The organism is Paenibacillus rhizolycopersici, assembly GCF_014947195.2.
GTDB classification, from domain to species: Bacteria; Bacillota; Bacilli; order Paenibacillales; family Paenibacillaceae; genus Fontibacillus; species Fontibacillus rhizolycopersici.
The window spans coordinates 82,940-101,378 of record NZ_JADCNN020000005.1 but is presented as its reverse complement, the minus strand read 5'-3'; the positions used below and the strand labels follow the sequence as shown (position 1 = coordinate 101,378).

General features: G+C 54.1%; 15 protein-coding genes and 1 riboswitch. Of the genes, 13 read left to right on the top strand and 2 right to left on the bottom strand.

Annotated elements, in window-relative coordinates; translation table 11 throughout:
* Positions 1-156 precede the first annotated feature (156 nt).
* The 11 genes from aroC (at position 157) to IM700_RS07445 (ending at position 11,538) form a co-directional block, all read left to right on the top strand.
* Positions 157-1,326: a chorismate synthase gene (gene aroC / locus IM700_RS07495; RefSeq protein WP_155605357.1), complete on the top strand. Its 1,170-nt coding sequence runs from the start codon at positions 157-159 to the stop codon at positions 1,324-1,326.
* Positions 1,326-2,429, top strand: a complete 1,104-nt coding sequence (gene aroB, locus IM700_RS07490) for a 3-dehydroquinate synthase (protein ID WP_193415986.1) — start codon at positions 1,326-1,328, stop codon at positions 2,427-2,429. Before aroC ends, aroB begins: the two co-directional genes overlap by 1 nt.
* Complete coding sequence (aroH, locus tag IM700_RS07485; protein WP_155605355.1) at positions 2,422-2,796, top strand: chorismate mutase; 375 nt, start codon at positions 2,422-2,424, stop codon at positions 2,794-2,796. Before aroB ends, aroH begins: the two co-directional genes overlap by 8 nt.
* 336 nt (positions 2,797-3,132) lie before the next feature.
* Positions 3,133-4,695: an anthranilate synthase component I gene (trpE, locus tag IM700_RS07480; protein WP_155605354.1), complete on the top strand. Its 1,563-nt coding sequence runs from the start codon at positions 3,133-3,135 to the stop codon at positions 4,693-4,695.
* Positions 4,696-4,713: 18 nt separating this feature from the next.
* Positions 4,714-5,757 carry an anthranilate phosphoribosyltransferase gene (gene trpD, locus IM700_RS07475; protein WP_193415987.1) on the top strand — a complete coding sequence of 348 codons (1,044 nt, stop codon included), beginning with the start codon at positions 4,714-4,716 and terminating at the stop codon, positions 5,755-5,757.
* Positions 5,747-6,577: an indole-3-glycerol phosphate synthase TrpC gene (gene trpC, locus IM700_RS07470; RefSeq protein WP_193415988.1), complete on the top strand. Its 831-nt coding sequence runs from the start codon at positions 5,747-5,749 to the stop codon at positions 6,575-6,577. Before trpD ends, trpC begins: the two co-directional genes overlap by 11 nt.
* A 1-nt stretch (position 6,578) precedes the next feature.
* On the top strand, positions 6,579-7,244 hold the full coding sequence (locus tag IM700_RS07465; protein ID WP_155605351.1) for a phosphoribosylanthranilate isomerase: 666 nt from the start codon (positions 6,579-6,581) through the stop codon (positions 7,242-7,244).
* Positions 7,244-8,443: a tryptophan synthase subunit beta gene (trpB, locus tag IM700_RS07460; protein ID WP_193416296.1), complete on the top strand. Its 1,200-nt coding sequence runs from the start codon at positions 7,244-7,246 to the stop codon at positions 8,441-8,443. Before IM700_RS07465 ends, trpB begins: the two co-directional genes overlap by 1 nt.
* On the top strand, positions 8,440-9,261 hold the full coding sequence (gene trpA / locus IM700_RS07455) for a tryptophan synthase subunit alpha (RefSeq protein ID WP_155605350.1): 822 nt from the start codon (positions 8,440-8,442) through the stop codon (positions 9,259-9,261). Before trpB ends, trpA begins: the two co-directional genes overlap by 4 nt.
* 48 nt (positions 9,262-9,309) lie before the next feature.
* Positions 9,310-10,407: a histidinol-phosphate transaminase gene (gene hisC, locus IM700_RS07450; RefSeq protein WP_193415989.1), complete on the top strand. Its 1,098-nt coding sequence runs from the start codon at positions 9,310-9,312 to the stop codon at positions 10,405-10,407.
* A 36-nt stretch (positions 10,408-10,443) separates the two neighbouring features.
* Positions 10,444-11,538 (top strand): prephenate dehydrogenase, encoded by a 1,095-nt coding sequence (locus tag IM700_RS07445; protein WP_193415990.1) that lies wholly within the window; start codon positions 10,444-10,446, stop codon positions 11,536-11,538.
* Positions 11,539-12,593: 1,055 nt separating this feature from the next.
* Here the strand turns inward: IM700_RS07445 and IM700_RS07440 are convergent.
* A complete protein-coding gene (locus IM700_RS07440) occupies positions 12,594-13,493 on the bottom strand; it encodes a helix-turn-helix transcriptional regulator (protein WP_155605347.1) in 900 nt (299 codons plus the stop codon).
* A 142-nt stretch (positions 13,494-13,635) separates the two neighbouring features.
* Here IM700_RS07440 and IM700_RS07435 point away from each other — a divergent pair, with 142 nt between their 5' ends.
* On the top strand, positions 13,636-16,758 hold the full coding sequence (locus IM700_RS07435) for an alpha-mannosidase (RefSeq protein ID WP_193415991.1): 3,123 nt from the start codon (positions 13,636-13,638) through the stop codon (positions 16,756-16,758).
* Positions 16,759-16,985: 227 nt separating this feature from the next.
* Here the strand turns inward: IM700_RS07435 and IM700_RS07430 are convergent, their stop codons facing one another.
* A complete protein-coding gene (locus tag IM700_RS07430; RefSeq protein WP_193415992.1) occupies positions 16,986-17,288 on the bottom strand; it encodes a hypothetical protein in 303 nt (100 codons plus the stop codon).
* A gap of 197 nt (positions 17,289-17,485) precedes the next feature.
* Positions 17,486-17,589, top strand: a riboswitch (TPP riboswitch).
* A 152-nt stretch (positions 17,590-17,741) separates the two neighbouring features.
* Here IM700_RS07430 and tenA point away from each other — a divergent pair.
* Complete coding sequence (gene tenA / locus IM700_RS07425; RefSeq protein ID WP_193415993.1) at positions 17,742-18,437, top strand: thiaminase II; 696 nt, start codon at positions 17,742-17,744, stop codon at positions 18,435-18,437.
* Positions 18,438-18,439: the final 2 nt, after the last annotated feature.

Sequence of the window (18,439 nt, the reverse complement as noted above, 5' to 3'; positions counted from 1 at the left end):
TTCGGTTCTTCCGCAAAGCGGTTCGGAAATGAAGGAAATTCTCGCAAAAGCGAATCACCACGTGACAGAATGCAGCAATCAATATTATAATGAGCAAAGATATCATCGGGTTTTAGCTCTTTACAGTTTAACAGTTTAAAGGGGGAACGCAACAACATGAGTTTACGATACTTAACAGCGGGGGAGACGCATGGACCCCAGTTGACTGCGATTATTGAAGGTTTGCCAAGCCATCTGGAACTGGATTTTGAAGCCTTGAATTTTGAATTGGCCCGTCGTCAAAAAGGGTATGGCCGGGGACGGCGGATGCAAATCGAGAAGGATACGGCGCAAATCGCCGGCGGCGTCCGTCACGGGTATACGACGGGAGCGCCGGTGGCGTTGGTCGTGGAGAATAACGACTGGAAGCACTGGCAGAAAATCATGAATATTGAACCGATTGAAGGCACGGATGAAGAGAAGCGCAGAGTTCACCGTCCTCGACCGGGGCATGCCGATTTAAACGGTGGCTTGAAGTATAACCATAAGGACCTGCGCAACGTGCTTGAACGTTCGAGCGCACGCGAAACCGCGGTTCGTGTCGCCGTAGGAGCGGTGGCCAAGCAACTCCTGGAGCACTTTGGGATTCGCATCGCCGGTCAGGTCATCCGTATTGGTGAAATCGAAGCGCCGCCTCATAACTTGCCGTTAGACGAGTTGGCACGGGTAACGGAGGCTTCCTCAGTACGGGTTGCCGACGCCGAGACGGAGAAGAAGATGGAGGCTTATATCGATAAAATCAAGGAAGAAGGCGACTCCATCGGCGGGATCGTCGAATGTATCGTCGAAGGCGTGCCGGTCGGGCTGGGCAGTCATGTGCAGTATGACCGCAAGTTGGACGGACGCATCGCGCAAGCGGTGATGTCGATTAACGCGTTCAAAGGTGTGGAAATCGGCATCGGTTTCGAAGCCGGGACACTTCCGGGCTCCAAGGTTCATGACGAAATCCTGTACAGCGAGGAGCGGGGCTACTATCGGGCCACGAACCGGCTCGGAGGCTTCGAGGGCGGGATGACCAACGGCATGCCAATCGTCGTTCGCGGCGTAATGAAGCCGATTCCGACGCTGTACAAACCGCTGCAAAGCGTCGATATCGACACCCGTGAGGCGTTTGCCGCCCAAGTGGAGCGTTCGGACGCCTGTGCCGTTCCGGCGGCTAGCGTCGTGCTGGAGCATGTGGTTGCTTGGGAAGTCGCCAAAGCGTTCCTGGAGAAATTCGGCGGCGATTCGATCGGGGAGATCGAGCGTAATTACCAGGGCTACCTGGCTCAGCTGGAGGAGTATTGATGAGAACGTTGCAGGTTGACTTAGGCGAACGTTCTTATCCGATTTATATCGGCGGCGGTTTGCTGGGGAAAGCCGGGGATTTCTTCGAACAGCATCAGCTGTCGACGAAAAGCCCCATCCTGATCGTCACCGATGACCATGTCGCACCAAAGTATTTGCCGGTTGTCGAAGCCTCACTGCAGGCCAAAGGATACCGGACAGTCAGCAAAGTGGTCAAATCCGGAGAAAAGTCAAAATCGCTGGATGTTTACGAGGATGTCATGACCACGGCCATTGAAGGCGGTTTGGACCGCCGCTCAGCCGTGGTAGCGCTCGGCGGCGGCGTCGTTGGCGACTTGGCCGGCTTTGTGGCGGCGACGTATATGCGCGGCGTAACCTTCGTGCAGATGCCGACAACGATCCTGGCCCACGACAGCAGTGTCGGAGGAAAGGTCGCGGTGAATCATCGGTTGGCTAAGAACATGATCGGCGCTTTTCATCAACCTGAGATGGTGCTTTATGACGTGGACAGCCTGCAAAGCTTGCCGCCGCGCGACGTCCGCGCCGGCCTGTCCGAAATGATCAAGCACGGATTGATTTGGGATACGGCTTTTGCGGACTGGTGCCGCGAGCATACGGCCGATTTGTTAGCTCTTGATCCCGAAGCGCTAGGTTACGGCTTAACGCAAGGCTGCTCTATCAAGACCCAAGTCGTATCTGTTGATGAACGGGAGAACGGACTCCGCGCGATCTTGAACCTCGGGCATACGTTAGGCCATGCGATCGAAGCGATCGGCGGATACGGCGAATTCTTACATGGTGAAGCGATTTCGATCGGAATGGCCGCCGCAGCGAAGCTGGCGGTGAATCGGGGCAGGGATCCGCAAATTTATACGGATACGGTGTCCATCCTGCGAGGCTTTGGTCTGCCGACGGCCATGCCGGCTCATTTAAACGAGCAGGATTTAATCGGAGCGATGATGCACGACAAGAAATTTAAGGAACAGACGATGGTATTTATTTTACCTGTGGCGATCGGGCAAGTGGAAATTGTCTCTGATGTGACTTTGGATGAAGTTCGCCAAGTGATCGCTGAATTGAAAGAGGAGGGACAATATGTATAACCGAGGCATTCGCGGAGCAACAACGGTAGCCCGCAACGAGGAACAGGAGATTCTGGACGCGACGGCGGCCTTGTTGAAAGAAATCGTAGCGCGGAACGAAATCGAACCCGAGGATATTTGCAGTGTCTGGATCACGGTGACACCAGACCTGGATGCCACCTTTCCTGCCCGTGCCATTCGGGTCTTAAGCGGCTGGGATATGGTTCCGCTGATGTGCTCGACGGAGATCCCGGTTCAAGGTGCCCTGCCGAAATGTATACGCCTATTGATTCAGGTGAACACAAGCAAAGGACAACGGGACATGAAGCATGTTTATTTGAACGAAGCTCGCAGTTTGCGGCCGGACTTAAGTGTTTCCGGATCTTGAGCAGGTTTGGGTTGCCAAACGGGTTGTCGATAAGGTATAGTTATTTTAGATTTTAGATGAGTGTAAGTTAGATGAGAGCAAGTTAGTTGAGATTTTTGAGCGTTTTGAATTGAGACATTTTAGAGCTGAGTAGAGATAAGTTGAGATGAGCTGAGTTTAGCTGAGCGAATAGCCTGTTTCCGGGCGCGATTCTTGTCCTTTCCTTTTGTGGGGAATGAGAGGGAATACGCGTGATGCGGAGCAGTGCTTTCCCATAAACCGCAAATCCCAGAACCTCTACTTCGGTAGAGGTTTTTTTATTTGGCTCTGAACCAAACCGAAAAGGAAGTGAGAGACATGGCAACCCCGCAAGTAGAACAGGTCATTGCTTTGGCGAACGAATACAATCTGATCCCGATTGCCCGTACGCTGCTCGCCGACATGGAAACCCCGATTCGAATCTTCCGTCGTATCGCCCAGCGGGAGCGGGCATTTTTGCTGGAGAGCGTAGAAGGTGGCAGTCAGTGGGCACGGTATTCTTTTATCGGCACCGATCCGTTCCTGACCATCTCGGCCAAGAAAGGCGAAATTACGGTCGGTCGTGAAGGCGGCGAAGAGCGGCTGCGCTCGTCCCGGCCCGTTGATGAGCTGAAGGCGATCCTGCGGGGCTACCGCAGTCCGAAGCTTCCGGAAATGCCGCCGTTTACAGGCGGGGCGATCGGGTTTTTCGGTTATGATTTGCTGCAATATTATGAGAAACTCCCTGCGCATCAGGTCGATGACCTGAATCTGCAAGATATGCAGTTTATGTTCTGCGACCAAGTGATTGTGTTCGACCACGTAAAACAACGCATCTTGCTGGTGGCCAACGTGCACGTCAAGCCGGGTGACCGCGATGAGGATATTCGCCGGGCTTATGCGGAGGCGGAGACGAAGCTGGATCTGGCGGCCGATCTGCTGCAGCAGGAAGGGCCGGGCGAGAGCTTTAACCGCAGGCCGCTGCCGGCGGTGACCGACCTCGGTGACGTAAAGTCCAACCTGACGAAGGAGCAATTCATCGCAAATGTAGATAAGGCGAAGGAATATATCCGCGCGGGCGATATTTTTCAAGTGGTGCTCTCGCAGCGATTCCATATCGAAACCGAAGTCGATCCGCTTCACGTTTACCGCGTCTTGCGGACGCTGAATCCGTCGCCGTATATGTATTATCTCAAGCTGGACGAGGAAATTATCGTTGGGACGTCGCCCGAGGCGTTGGTCAAGGTAGAGAATGACCGTGTGGAGACCCGCCCGATTGCCGGAACGAGACCACGGGGGGCCACAGAAGCGGAAGACTTGGCGCTGGAAGCCGAGCTGCTGCAGGATGAAAAGGAACGGGCGGAGCACCTGATGCTGGTCGACCTCGGCCGTAACGATTTGGGCCGCGTCTCCGATTTCGGCAGTGTCACATGCGAATCCTATATGGATATCGAGCGTTACTCTCACGTCATGCACATGGTATCCAAAGTGTCCGGCAGGCTGCGGGATGACAAGGATTTTTTCGATGCCTTTCTGTCCTGCCTGCCGGCTGGGACGGTATCGGGTGCGCCGAAGCTGCGGGCTATGGAGATCATTGCCGAGCTCGAGCGTGAAGCACGAGGTACGTACGCCGGAGCCATCGGCTATCTCGGGTTCTCGGGGAACATGGATTCCTGCATTACGATCCGCACGATCGTGTTCAAGCAAGGGAAGGCTTACGTGCAAGCGGGCGGGGGCATCGTGTGGGATTCGATCCCGGAGAACGAATATCAAGAGTCGGTAAATAAAGCCAAGGCGCTCTTGACGGCAATCCGCACCGCGGAGCAGATGTTTCCGCCTCCGGCACGAAACGACGATATCATTAACCAGGATTACTTATACGAATATACTCCGGGGAACTAAAGAGAGGAGCGAATCGATATGACGACAGGACAGCAAACCGTTCAAGCGGGCATCAGCCGCTTAATCGAAGGACAACATTTGGCACGGGAAGAAGCGCGCCGCATGATGCAGGCCATCATGAACGGCGAATCAACGCCGGCCCAAATCGGCAGCCTGTTGACGGCACTGCGAATCAAAGGGGAAACGGTTGAGGAGATCACCGGTTTCGCGGAAGCGATGCGTGGTGCCTCCAGCCGGATTGATACGGAAACACAGAAGTTACTAGACACGTGTGGCACGGGCGGTTCCGGCATCCATAAAATCAATGTGTCGACGACGGCAGCCATCGTTGCGGCATCGGTATCGGTCCGCGTGGCGAAACACGGCAACCGATCGGCATCCGGCCGTTCAGGCAGCGCCGATGTGCTTGAGGCATTAGGCGTCAATATTCAACTGGACGCCGGACAGGCAAAACGCTGCCTTGACAATATCGGCATTTGTTTCATGTTCTCACAGCTGTATCATCCATCGATGAAACATGCGGCTGGACCTCGCAAGGAGCTGGGCATCCGTACGGTCTTCAACATGCTGGGCCCGTTGACGAATCCGGCAGGGGCGGATCGCCAGGTACTGGGTATCTACGATGGAGGTAAAACATCAACGATCGCCGAAGTGCTGCGTGAGTTGGGGTCCAAACGTGCGCTAGTCGTCAGCAGTCGAGAAGGGTTGGATGAGATTAGCATTTCGTCCCCAACACGGGTATCTGAACTGAAAAACGGCGAGATTAGAACCTATGATCTTCAACCGGAAGATCTAGGGCTTCGCACGTATCCTCTGGAGGCGATGATCGGCGGCGATCCGCTGACGAACGCGGAGATCGTTCGTCGTGTACTGCAAGGGGCACCGGGAGCCCACCGGGACGTAGTCTTGGCCAACGCAGGCGCTTGCGTGTATGTGGCCGGTCTGGCGGACAACATTCGTGAAGGGGTCGCCATCGCTGCGGAAGCGATTGATTCGGGGAAAGCCCTTAACAAGCTAGAGCAGCTTATTCAGACAACGGAGGAATTAAGTTATGTATCTTGATCGGATTGTGGAGACGAAAAAAACGGAGGTTGCGCGTTTGGCAGAAACCTTCTCCATCGCAGAAGCGGAACGCCACATCGCGGCGATGGCGCCGACACGCGGCTTCCACTCCGTCCTTACGGCGGGCCGGAAACGGGACATGGGATTAATCGCCGAAGTGAAAAAGGCGTCTCCTTCCAAAGGATTGATCCGTCCGGACTTCCATCCGGTTCAACTGGCCGCGGCGTATGAAGCGGCAGGAACCGACTGTATCTCCGTACTGACGGATGAAACGTATTTTCAGGGCAGCGGGGCTTACTTGAGTGCGATTCGCGAGGCGGTAAACGTGCCGCTGCTGCGCAAGGATTTCGTGATCGACGAGCGACAGATCTATGAGGCTCGGCTGCTAGGTGCCGACGCGGTGCTGCTGATCGCGGCGATTCTGAGCGATGTCCAGTTGCGTGACTACTTGACTCTCGCCACGGCACTGGGGCTCGACGCATTGATTGAGGTCCACGACCGCGAGGAGCTGGATCGGGTCCTGGCACTGCCTGCAGCGAAGCTGATCGGTATTAACAACCGGAATCTGCGGACCTTTGAGGTGTCCCTGGAGACAACGGCCGCGCTGGCCGCACTGGTGCCGCCGCATGCGACACTGATCAGTGAGAGCGGGATTCAGACGCGGGAAGATGTGGAATTCTTGCAGCGAAACGGCGCAAAAGGCGTGCTGATCGGGGAAACTTTTATGCGGAGGGCTAACGTTGGGGACGCAGTACATGATTTGATGGGACCGATACTTCAAGCTGCAGAACCGAACAACAATGCGAAAGGGACGACGTAACATGGGGGAAGCCGCCGTAAAAATTTGTGGACTTCAAAGCGTTGAAGTGCTAAAATCTATGGTGAACTTACCCGTAGATTATGTCGGATTCGTGTTTGCCAGAAGCAAGCGTCAAATCAGCGGAAGCCGTGCGGCGGAGCTGCTTCCCGTGCTTCGAGAGTGGAGCGTGGAGGCGGTTCCCCAGAGCGTTGGGGTTTTCGTCAATCCGACCTTGGAGGAGCTGGACGAGGTTTTGCGGCAGGCGCCGCTGGACATCCTGCAGCTCCACGGGACGGAAAGCCCGGAGTTTTGCCGGAAGGTCAAAGATGCGTATGGCGTCAAGATTTTCAAAGCTTTTTCGGTGAAAACGGACGGAACGGTCCATGCCGGTGCAACCTTGGCGGAATATGACGGCGTGCTGGACGGGCTGCTGCTCGATACGTACGACCCGAATTACGGCGGAGGCTCCGGCATCACGTTTGATTGGGCTGCTGCTGAACCCTATAGACAATGGGCCAAGGAGCACGGAATTCCGTTCTTGGCGGCCGGCGGACTACATCCCGATAATGTTAGGGTGTTGATCGAGACCTTGCAGCCGGACGGTGTTGACGTCTCAAGCGGGGTTGAAACGGACGGCGTGAAGGATATCGCGAAAATGACAGCATTCGTAGAGAGGGTGAAGGGATGATGAAGCAGGTACCGGATGAGCATGGACGTTTTGGCCCTTTTGGAGGCCGTTACGTGCCGGAAACGCTGATGAACGCATTAATCGAATTGGAAGAATCCTATTTGAAATATAAAGATGATCCCGATTTTCAAGCGGAGATTGCTTATTTGCTGAAGCAGTATTCAGGGCGGGAGACCCCGTTGTATTATGCGGAACGCCTGACGCAGCACTTGGGCGGGGCCAAAATTTACCTGAAACGCGAGGATTTGAACCATACCGGCGCTCACAAGATCAACAATGCGATCGGGCAGGGGATCCTGGCTAAGCGAATGGGGAAGCAGAAAGTCATCGCCGAAACCGGCGCGGGCCAACACGGGGTGGCAACCGCTACTGTAGCCGCTTTGTTAGGTCTTGAATGCAAAGTGTTCATGGGCGAAGAGGATACGAAGCGACAGCAGTTAAACGTGTTTCGGATGAAACTCCTTGGTGCAGAGGTCGTTCCGGTGATGTCGGGTACTCGGACTTTGAAGGATGCCTGCAACGAGGCGCTGCGCTATTGGGTCAGCAACGTGCATGACACGTTTTATATTCTGGGGTCGGCCACCGGGCCGCATCCGTATCCGATGATGGTGCGGAATTTCCAACGCATTATCGGCGATGAAACACGGGAGCAGATTTTGCGGGCGGAAGGTCGGTTGCCGGAGATGCTCGTCGCTGCGGTTGGCGGCGGGAGCAATGCGATCGGGATGTTTTATCCGTTTGTCGAGGATCAGGAGGTTCGTCTCGTAGGTGTGGAAGCCGCCGGCAAAGGTGTCGATACTGAATTCCACGCTGCTACGATGACCAAAGGGACGAAAGGCGTCTTCCAAGGCTCTATGAGTTATTTGCTGCAGGACGCATTTGGTCAGGTGCTGCCGGCTCATTCGATTTCCGCCGGTCTGGATTACCCGGGGATTGGTCCGGAGCATTCCTATCTGAAGGATATCGAACGCGCGAAGTATTACCCGATAACCGACCGCGAAGCGCTGGATGCGCTCCAACTGCTGAGCCGGACCGAGGGGATCATCCCGGCCCTGGAATCGGCGCACGCGGTGGCGCAAGTCGTGAAGATGGCCCCGGCCATGAGTCGTGACGAGATCGTTGTCATCTGCTTGTCCGGCCGCGGAGATAAAGATGTGGAGTCAATTATGGCGTATACGGAAGGCGGGGGAACGATATGAGTCAACCTACGGACCACTTGCTCGACGACACATTTGCGAAGCTGAAGACGGCGGGGAAAACCGCGCTGATTCCGTTTGTGACTGTCGGAGACCCGGACCCGGAAACGACCCTCGATATTTTAGCGGTGTTGGAGGAGGCCGGAGCCGATGTGGTGGAGTTAGGTGTGCCATACTCCGACCCCTTGGCGGACGGTCCGGTCATTCAACGGGCGTCAGAGCGTGCTCTGGTCCATGGGATCACGGTCGCTTCCTGCATCGAGACAGCCGCCAAAGCCCGAGAACGGGGAATCCGTCTTCCATTCGTCTTGTTTACTTATTACAATCCCGTGTTGCAAATGGGATCGGATCGTTTCTTTGCTGCCGTGAAGGAAGCGGGGATCAGCGGTTTAATCATACCAGACCTTCCCTATGAAGAGGCGGAGGAGGTTCTGGGGTTAGCGGATGCAGCGGGCGTTAGGCTGATTCCGCTCGTAGCTCCAACGTCCAGTGGCCGGATCGCGCAGATACTGGAACGTGCCCGCGGATTTGTTTACTGCGTTTCCTCGCTCGGCGTGACCGGTGAGCGGGCTACGTTTAACGCCAGCGTTGACGAATTTATTGCGTCCGTTAAAGCGCAAACGGATTTGCCTGTCGCCGTTGGCTTCGGGATATCCAGCCGGGAACAGGTTGAGCGTTTTGCGGCCATCTGTGACGGCGCGGTGGTCGGCAGCGCGATCGTGCGAAAGATCGAAGAAAGCTTGCCGTTGTTGGCGCAGGCGTCCACCCGGGACCAAGGGTTGTTGCAAATTCGCGACTTTGTGGCAAAATTGAGATTATAGATTTTTTAGAGAATAGCACAACAAGTCATTTGAGGGAGGAACCTATCCATGTTGCCGAAACCCCAGATCGTCAATTTGCCAGTGTATCAACCCGGTAAACCGATTGAAGAAGTAAAGAAGGAGCTCGGGCTTAAGGAAGTCATCAAGCTGGCTTCCAATGAAAATCCATATGGCAGTTCGCCGCGTGTCCGTGCCGCTATCGAGCAGGAACTGGCTAACTTAAGCTTGTACCCCGATGGCAGCGCTGCAGAGTTGACCGAAGCGTTAGCCAGCCAGCTTGGCGTTGGGAAGGAACAAATTATTTTCGGCTGCGGTTCGGATGAAATTATCGCCTTGATTGCTCGCGCGTTTTTCCTGCCTGGCGACGAGACGGTGATGGCGGATCAAACGTTCAGCGTGTATAAGAGCAATGCCGATATCGAAGGGGCCGTCAGCATCGAAGTGCCGCTGAAGGATGGTACCCACGATTTGGAGGGAATGCTCACCCGCATTGGGAATAAAACGAAGGCGGTCTGGATCTGCAATCCAAACAATCCAACCGGGACGATCGTGCCTCATTCCGAACTCGTATCTTTTCTTGACCGGGTTCCGGGACATGTGCTGGTCGTATTGGATGAAGCGTACGCCGAGTATGTTACCGATTCGGCTTACGCGAACGGGATTGCCTTGCTGAACCAATATCCAAATCTGGTTGTGCTTCGTACGTTCTCCAAGATCTACGGTCTCGCCTCGCTGCGCATCGGTTATGGCGTGGGTCAACCGAGTGTTATCAAACTGATTAACCAGGTTCGCGAGCCGTTTAATACATCTCGGATCGGTCAAGCGGCGGCCAAAGCGGCCTTGGCTGATCAAGAATTCGTGGCCGATTGCCGCACCAAGAACCGTGAAGGCATTGCTTATCTGTATGGCGAGTTCGAACGGCTGGGTCTTACGTATTTTCCGGCACACGGCAATTTCATTATGGTTGATGTTCAGCGTCCGGCCGGTGAAATGTTTGGGTCGCTGCTGCAGTTAGGCATTATCGTGCGGGCGGGCTTTTCGAAATATCCGAATTTCGTGCGGGTCACCGTAGGATCAGCGGAACAAAACGCCAAATTCGTGACCGCCTTGGAGCAGGTGCTTGGTAAATCGGCAACCCGGGTTTAATCTCCTAATTTATTCGCAGAAAATGAGTGAGAAACGATGACAACGAAAATTGCCATTTTTGGCGTTGGTTTGATCGGAGGTTCGCTGGCGTTGTGCCTGAAAGGCAAGCCGGGAATCGCGGTCGTCGGCCATGCCCACCGTCCGGAATCCCTGAAACGCATCGAGGAGCGCGGCGTCGTTGACGCCGCGACTCTGTCCATGGAAGAGGCGGCGGCGGATGCCGACTTTATTTTTTTGTGCGTGCCGGTAGGGCTCCTGGAGGATTACCTACAGAAGTTGACTGAACTTCCGCTGAAGCCTGGCTGCATAGTGACGGACGTCGGAAGCACGAAGGCGGCCGTCGCCGCTTGCGCGGCGAGAATTTCTCGCCCGGGCGTGCATTTTATCGGCGGCCATCCGATGGCCGGCTCGGAGCGTTCCGGCGTTGAGGCCGCTTCATCGTTCTTATTCGAGAACGCCTATTACGTGTTGACGCCGTCTCCTGACGTACCGGAAGAGGCTTACCAGCGCTTAGAACAGTTGCTGTCACACACTAAAGCGCAAATCGTCCGCGTCGACCCGGTCATGCATGACGAAATCGTTGGAGCGATCAGTCATCTGCCGCATATCATTGCGGTTGCACTGGTAAACCAGGTACGCGATTACAACGACGGCAACGGGCTGTACCGCATGCTGGCGGCCGGCGGTTTCCGCGACATCACGCGGATCGCTTCGAGCGACCCGGTGGTTTGGCGGGACATTCTGCTCAGCAACCGCGAAGTGTTGCTTGGCTTGTTGAAGGATTGGAACGACGAGATCGAAGGTTTCATCTCCTTGCTCGAGGAACAGAACGGAGAAGGGATCGAAGCCGCGTTCCAAAAAGCAAACCGGTTCCGCAGCGAGTTGCCGGAGCGGCGCAAAGGGGCGATCACCTCTTTGTTCGACATCTACATCGACGTGCCCGACACGCCGGGGATCATCGGGCAAATCGCGACTGAGCTGGGTCTTCGGCACATCAACCTGAGCAACATGCAGATTATCGAAAGTCGCGAGGACGTTCCGGGTGTGCTGCGCTTATCTTTCCGTCAGGAAGGGGAGATGGAGAGGGCGAAGGCGCATCTCCAATCCCTAGGCCACACCGTCTACCTTTAAGAGGTTGTTTTAAATTCGGCTTTTGATCACGAAGGGGAATCGAAGGGGAGGGCTCGGCGTCGAATCTTGAATTCAGCCGGGCCTTCCGCTGCTCACGTAGGATTTACCTACGCTGCGCTGCTCAGTCCCTAGCTTCATTCAACCTTCTCGGTGCTGAAAAGCCGAATTTAAAACCTGAATTGGAAGAGGTTGTTTTAAATTCGGCTTTTGATCACGAAGGGGAATCGAAGGGGAGGCTCGGCGTCGAATCTTGAATTCAGCCGGGCCTGATGTGTGATTTCAGCTAACGGAACTCAGAGACGCTATTTGTCCGCTTTAGGTTCAATTTTGTTGCTAACGGACCCAGAAGACCTTATTTCGGACAAAAGCGTCTCTTTAGGTACCATTCAAGCCCAATAAGGTCACTAGAGTCCGTTAGAACGGGAAATGACTGGGAAATGGGCAAATAAGAGCCTTGGGTTCCGTTACACACTCTTAGCGAACGCGAACTTCGTGCCCCTATGCTTCTATTTCCGCTTTCAAACCGAGGGACACTGGGATGTTTTCGATGTCAAACTAAGAGTTGAATGGGATATGGCAACCCCTTGTGGATTGCGAAATGAAAGCGCTCAAAAAAAGTGTTGACAGAATGAAAACGTATACATATAATAAAAGTACAGTATGGTTTCTCTCCACTCCTATCCAATAACTTCTTGCTCGTGAGTGAGCAAGGACCGCTTCGAAGGAAGCGGTCTTTTTTTTGTCTTTTTACACAGCAGGCGAGAAATCTATACGATAAATTGTATAGATATCGTCCATTTTCCTGAATTCAGCCGATTATATATGAATTATCATGCTTATTTTGGCCGCGGGAGTGCGGTAGACATGTTTCTGTATGAATTTTCGAATAGATCTCGTACATTTGGGTGTTCATGACAAGTTATATATGAAAAATCGAATACAATGGGACAACACTTGAACGGTGATTACAGATACGACACCCACAGGGGGCATCGGCACAAGTGGCACAAGACATCCGTTGGCCCTGATTAACGAACATGCCTTATGAAAAAGCGCTACTTCGCCAAGCACGCCTGTTGCTTGCGGTAAGTGAGCGGGCTGATGCCGTATTTCTTCTTGAACGCCTTGCTGAAGTAGTAGATGTCAGGAAAACCGGCTTGTTCGGCGACTTCCTTAATGAGCAAGGAAGGCTGCAACAGCAACTCGCAGGCTTTGGCCAGACGGATTCGGTTCATTTCCTCGATCAGAGTCCGGCCGGTTTTTTGTTTGTACAAGCGGGATAGATGGCCGTAGCTCATATGCAGCGAGGCTGCCAACGCTTCAACATTCAGCCGGTCCCCGCGAAAATCCTCCAAATAAACCTCCACTTTGCGGAGTAACGCGTCACGGGCTTGCACTGGCTCTGTTGCCACTGACGCATGGCGTACGGTCACTCCGGACAAAACCTCCAGCAATTGCACCAACAGCAGCCGCAGATAAAAAGGGGACCGCCCGCTCTCCGCTTCGGCAAAGAACTGGAGCAACAGCGACCGGATGCCGTCATTATCGCGGTAAGCGCCGGGGGGCCAATCCTTCAGACGACCAAGCCGTCCAAGAAAGCTATCGTCAGCGGTATCTACTTCGCCTGGTGAAGGCCGAAACCGCCATCGCAGGCAGATGCCTTCATGCGGATCTTCGCGGGAATAGTCGTGAGCATGGGTCATCCCCGGCGGGATCAGAAAAAATTCGCCCGCGTGCACCATCACGTCCTGATCAATGAAGCGAGTTTGCATCCGACCTGACAGGACGTAGTTGAATTCGTACCACGTATGCGCGTGGGGAGGGCATTTTCCAGAACCGCCGGTTTGTTCTATCACGATATCGACCCAATCGACCACGGCATCCCCCACCGCGATTTCACCACAGATTCCGTTCAGTACAGAAGCCAGTTCGTTCCGCCATTTTTTCAAATCCATAGGCAGGCGCTCCTTTGTTCAAATTATCTTCATCATATCATAATAGGACAAAAATTGATGAGGATAAGTAATTTACTTCGCAGGGACAGAACCGGAAAATGAGGGGGTAGGCACACTCATATTCAGGGAGGTACCCGATACGATGTTTTGGACGGAAGAGAAATTGAATGCACGGATACGCGAGCTGGAAGCATACCGATACCGCGATGCCCAGCCGATCGAGGCGTTTCAAGCGCAAGTGGACGAGGAAGGGCACATCGGCGCCAGACCGCCTAAGGAGGGGCCATGGTCCACGATGCAGGCGGGAGAACGCTGGGAAGGCCGAGATCTTTACCTATGGCTGGAGACGAACATTGAAATCCCGGCCGCATGGAGAGGACGCCAGATCGTCGGCGTGTTCGATTTCGGCAAAACGGGCGGAGGGAACAACTCCGGGTTCGAATCGCTCCTGTATGTCAACGGCGAACCGTTCCAAGGCGTGGATATGAATCACCAAGAGGTGTTTTTCCCGGAAGAAGCCTCCGGTACCAAGGTCAAGTTGCAGTTTCGTTTATGGTCCGGGCTTGAGGGCGGCGGGAAGCCGCAGGTGCAGGAACACCGGATCAAGCGGGCGGAAATCGCTTGGTTGGACGGGACCGTAGATCGCTTGTATTATACGTCCCGTGCGGTCATGCAGACAGTGGAGGTGCTGCCGGCGAATGCGCCGGAGCGGACCGACCTATTGACGGCACTGGATCGTGCTTTTCTGAGGATCGATTGGTCTTATCCAGGATCGGAAGGATTTTATGCTTCGCTGACGGAAGCCGAGGAGCAATTGACCCAAGCGGTGGCGGGAATGAAGAAGACGTCGCCGGTCACGGTCCAATGCATCGGACACACGCATATCGACGTCGCCTGGTTGTGGCGGCTTAAGCATACGCGGGAAAAAGCAGCCCGCAGCTTCAGCACCGTGCTGCGCTTAATGGAGATGTTCCCGGAGTACGTGTTCCTGCAGACGCAGCCGCAACTGTACGAATATATCAAGCAGGATTATCCGGAGCTTTATGAACAGATCAAGGAACGCGTCAAGGAAGGGCGCTGGGAAGCGGCCGGCGGCATGTGGCTGGAGGCAGACTGCAATTTGACGAGCGGGGAATCGCTGGTGCGGCAGTTGCTGTACGGGACGCGCTTTTTACGTGAGGAGTTTGGCCAGGAATGTACCTACTTATGGCTCCCGGACGTGTTCGGATACAGCTGGGCCCTGCCGCAGATTTTGCGCAAGTCGGGCATCGATACGTTTATGACAACGAAAATCAGCTGGAACCAGTACAACCGCATGCCGCATGATACGTTTCACTGGCGCGGTATCGACGGCAGCGAGGTGCTGACGCACTTCATCACTACGCCGCAGGACGGCAGTTTCTGGTGGTATACCTATAACGGGAATATTGAGGCGTCCAGCGTGCAAGGCATTTGGGAGACGTATCGCGACAAAGAGGTTAACAAAGAGCTTCTGCTTTCTTACGGTTATGGGGATGGAGGCGGCGGTGTCAATCGCGAGCATCTGGAGCTGCGGCGGCGGCTCGACGAAATGCCGGGCCTTCCGAGGGTAACGACCGGCCGGGCGGACGAATTTTTCGCCAAGCTGCAAGAGACCGTTGGGGCGGCGGATCGCTATGTTCATACCTGGGACGGTGAGCTGTACCTGGAATACCATAGAGGAACCTACACCAGCCAAGCGTACAACAAAAAGATGAACCGCAAACTGGAGTTGTTGTCCCGGGACACCGAATGGTTGCTCAGCCTGCAGGCGCTGCTCGCGGAAGGAGACTGGGAGGCTTATCCGAAAGCGAAGTTGGACGAAAGCTGGAAAACGATCCTGCGCAACCAATTCCACGACATCATTCCAGGCTCGTCCATTCCAGAGGTGTACCGCGATTCCAAGCTGGAGTACGCGCTGGCCGAATCGCTGTTGGAATCCTGCCGCGAGCAAGCCATTCAAGCCTTGACGAACGACGCGGGGGATTCGTACACCGTATGGAATCCGTCCTCCTGGCCTTTTACCGGCTTGGTTGCTTTGGAGGGGCAAGCTGAGGGAGCAAAGTGGGTTCAAGCAGGCGGGGTAGAGCTGAAATCCGAATTCGACGGAAAGACGGTGTGGGTGCAAGTAGAGAACGTGCCGCCGCTTGGCTTTGTGACGATTGAACGCAGCAAGGACGAACAGGTTGATCTCACACCAGATGAACCTTTTAAAACACGGCCAAACGGAATCGAAACCCCGATTTATAACATCGAGTGGAATGATGGCGGGCAGCTAATCTCGATCTTTGATCGGGAAGCCGGCCGCGAAGTGCTGGCGCCGGGCGAACGGGGGAACGTACTTCAGGTGTTCGAAGATAAGCCGAAAATGTTTGAGGCTTGGGACATCGATGTGTTCTACCAGGAGAAACAACGCGAGGTCGAACAGCTACAGGACTGTAAAGTCTTGACGGGTTCGCTGCGCGCCGTCGTTAGCTTTACTTGGACTTATATGAACTCGACGATCCGCCAAGAGATGATTCTGTATGGCAACAACCGGCGGATTGACTTCCAGACTCAAGTTGATTGGCAGGAGCGTCAGCAACTGCTGAAGGTCGCTTTTCCAGTTGACGTACGGGCTACGGAAGCTACTTACGATATCCAATTCGGAAACGTCAAGCGACCGACGCATTGGAACACCTCTTGGGACCTTGCTCGTTTTGAAACGGTCGGTCATCAATGGGTCGATTTGTCAGAGCACGGGTACGGGGTCAGCCTGCTGAATGATTGCAAATACGGCCACGACATTAAGGACCATGTGATTCGGCTGTCGCTGCTGAAATCGGCGACTTATCCGGATCCGCAAGCGGATCGCGGCGAGCATGAGTTTACGTACACGCTGTATCCTCACGAGGGGCATTGGTCCGAAGGTGGTACCGTACAGGCAGCAACGCTGCTAAATCAGCCGGTTTACGCCACGATGGGCCAGGCGCGCTCGTCTTCATTCTCACTGCTCCAAACGAGTGGAAGTGCGGACGTCGTCATTGATGCCGTGAAAAAAGCGGAAGACGGCGACGGCTTGATCGTTCGTTTGCATGAATACAAGGGAGGCCGAGGCCGCGTTCGCTTCCATTTCGGGATGCCGGTGATTTCCTGGCAAGAAACCGACATGATGGAACGGCCTTTAGGAGAATCCTCCTCAGCTGCGGAGCTTGAGTTGTCGATGTCACCGTATGAAATCAAAACGATTCGTTTGCAGTTGAAATAACGAGAGAACGCTGTGGGTCGCCTTCGACGTTAATCGGAAGTCGGGGCGCCCGTCAGCGTTTCGATATCGTTGGAACCGTAGAAGAACAGAACGACCAGAATGATGATTACGATGAGTTCCGAGAAGCCTTCGCCGTCAAATTCACTCATTGTAGTAAACCCCCGCATCTAGGTTATGATGTAAAGCGAGCGATCCTCCCACCCGAATCTTTCAAATGAAGAGCGGGTTCAGGAGGAATTGTCCGCTTTTTTCTTCATGGCATTGATGATGTCATTGATGGTCATATCTCCATTCTCGTTGAGAAAGTTCAGCAATTTGTCGGCGTTTACATCGCTGCTGATCGTTTTGTATTCGCCAACAAGGGAGACATACATGGTTGCGTTACGGTATAACTGGACGGAATCCACGCGAAGTTTACCGGAAAGAAGCAGCGCAGCTACGGTATATTCCGGGGTTTTTGGCCGGAAACCGCCCTTTTTGCCATTTTTCTTGTTGGAGGACGAGGATTTGCTTTTTCCGGCTGAATTCATGGCCTAACCTTCCTTAGCTGGATGGGATCCGGTTACTTATCCTGAGGAACCGGTTTACAAGACAGTTCCCTGATAGTTATGCTATGCAGCATTCCGGGGATGGTGTAGACGAGAGAAGCAAGTGATCCAACGATCTTTCGCTGGACGGGATTGACAATCCAGGCAGGGATCGGTAGAGTAATAGGTGAATTGCATAGGAAATCCACTAGGGGCGCCGTAAACGGCTGAGACAAGAGACCATCTTGGACCCTTTGAACCTGATCTAGTTCATACTAGCGTAGGAAAGTGGAGTCGGCCCCCATGTGAATAGTGCTCAGGTTGTCGTATCTCAGCCTAGGACTTGATCGAGCCGCTCCCTCTACGGAGCGGCTTTTTTGCGCGCTCTGTTAACAGGTCGTTTGTCGTCGTCTTCTCAGGGGATTTCCTAGTTCAATATATTGGGAGGTGGAGACGATGGGGTTTACGCAGGAGCTGCGACGTCAGGCGGACGGGATCTATCAAGCCATATTCGATCATCCGTTCGTCAGAGGCATCGCAAGGGGACAACTGGAGAAAGAGCAGCTCATTCATTACGTTAAGCAGGATTACGAATATTTAAACGCCTATATGCGGATTTACGGTATCGCGATTTCCAAAAGCCGGACCCGAGAGGAGATCGCGATGTTCAACGAACAGATCGCGTATATTTTAAACCGTGAAGTTCAACCCCATCAGATTTTTTGCCAGGCCGCCGGAGTGAATTTTGAAGAGTTGCAGGGGTACCCGCTTGCACCCTCGGCGCATCATTATATCCGTCATATGTTGACGGTGGCCCACGAAGGGAGTTTGGGCGAGATCTATGCCGTGTTATTGCCCTGCCCTTGGACCTATCTGGAGATCGGCCAAAAGCTGCTGGCAGAAGTGCAGCCGACATCGGACCATCCGTTTTATGAGTGGATTGATTTTTACGGGCGTCTTTCGGGGGATGTGACGGAGAAGTTTATCCATGCGTTAGACCGATGGGCGGATACAGCCAGGGAGGAAGAGCGGCAAAGGATGGCCGATCATTTTCTGCAAAGCTGCCAGTTGGAATATCTCTTTTGGGATATGGCTTACCGGCAGGAAGACTGGCCGGTTGCGATGCCGATGATTTCGCATTCATCCAAATGATC

What these genes read in the sequence shown, in the direction of transcription:
- aroC (WP_155605357.1), top strand. Translation starts at nt 157, where the DNA reads ATGAGTTTACGATACTTAACAGCGGGGGAGACGCATGGACCCCAGTTG.
- aroB (WP_193415986.1), top strand. Translation starts at nt 1,326, where the DNA reads ATGAGAACGTTGCAGGTTGACTTAGGCGAACGTTCTTATCCGATTTAT.
- aroH (WP_155605355.1), top strand. Translation starts at nt 2,422, where the DNA reads ATGTATAACCGAGGCATTCGCGGAGCAACAACGGTAGCCCGCAACGAG.
- trpE (WP_155605354.1), top strand. Translation starts at nt 3,133, where the DNA reads ATGGCAACCCCGCAAGTAGAACAGGTCATTGCTTTGGCGAACGAATAC.
- trpD (WP_193415987.1), top strand. Translation starts at nt 4,714, where the DNA reads ATGACGACAGGACAGCAAACCGTTCAAGCGGGCATCAGCCGCTTAATC.
- trpC (WP_193415988.1), top strand. Translation starts at nt 5,747, where the DNA reads ATGTATCTTGATCGGATTGTGGAGACGAAAAAAACGGAGGTTGCGCGT.
- IM700_RS07465 (WP_155605351.1), top strand. Translation starts at nt 6,579, where the DNA reads ATGGGGGAAGCCGCCGTAAAAATTTGTGGACTTCAAAGCGTTGAAGTG.
- trpB (WP_193416296.1), top strand. Translation starts at nt 7,244, where the DNA reads ATGAAGCAGGTACCGGATGAGCATGGACGTTTTGGCCCTTTTGGAGGC.
- trpA (WP_155605350.1), top strand. Translation starts at nt 8,440, where the DNA reads ATGAGTCAACCTACGGACCACTTGCTCGACGACACATTTGCGAAGCTG.
- hisC (WP_193415989.1), top strand. Translation starts at nt 9,310, where the DNA reads ATGTTGCCGAAACCCCAGATCGTCAATTTGCCAGTGTATCAACCCGGT.
- IM700_RS07445 (WP_193415990.1), top strand. Translation starts at nt 10,444, where the DNA reads ATGACAACGAAAATTGCCATTTTTGGCGTTGGTTTGATCGGAGGTTCG.
- IM700_RS07440 (WP_155605347.1), bottom strand. Translation starts at nt 13,493, where the DNA reads ATGGATTTGAAAAAATGGCGGAACGAACTGGCTTCTGTACTGAACGGA.
- IM700_RS07435 (WP_193415991.1), top strand. Translation starts at nt 13,636, where the DNA reads ATGTTTTGGACGGAAGAGAAATTGAATGCACGGATACGCGAGCTGGAA.
- IM700_RS07430 (WP_193415992.1), bottom strand. Translation starts at nt 17,288, where the DNA reads ATGAATTCAGCCGGAAAAAGCAAATCCTCGTCCTCCAACAAGAAAAAT.
- tenA (WP_193415993.1), top strand. Translation starts at nt 17,742, where the DNA reads ATGGGGTTTACGCAGGAGCTGCGACGTCAGGCGGACGGGATCTATCAA.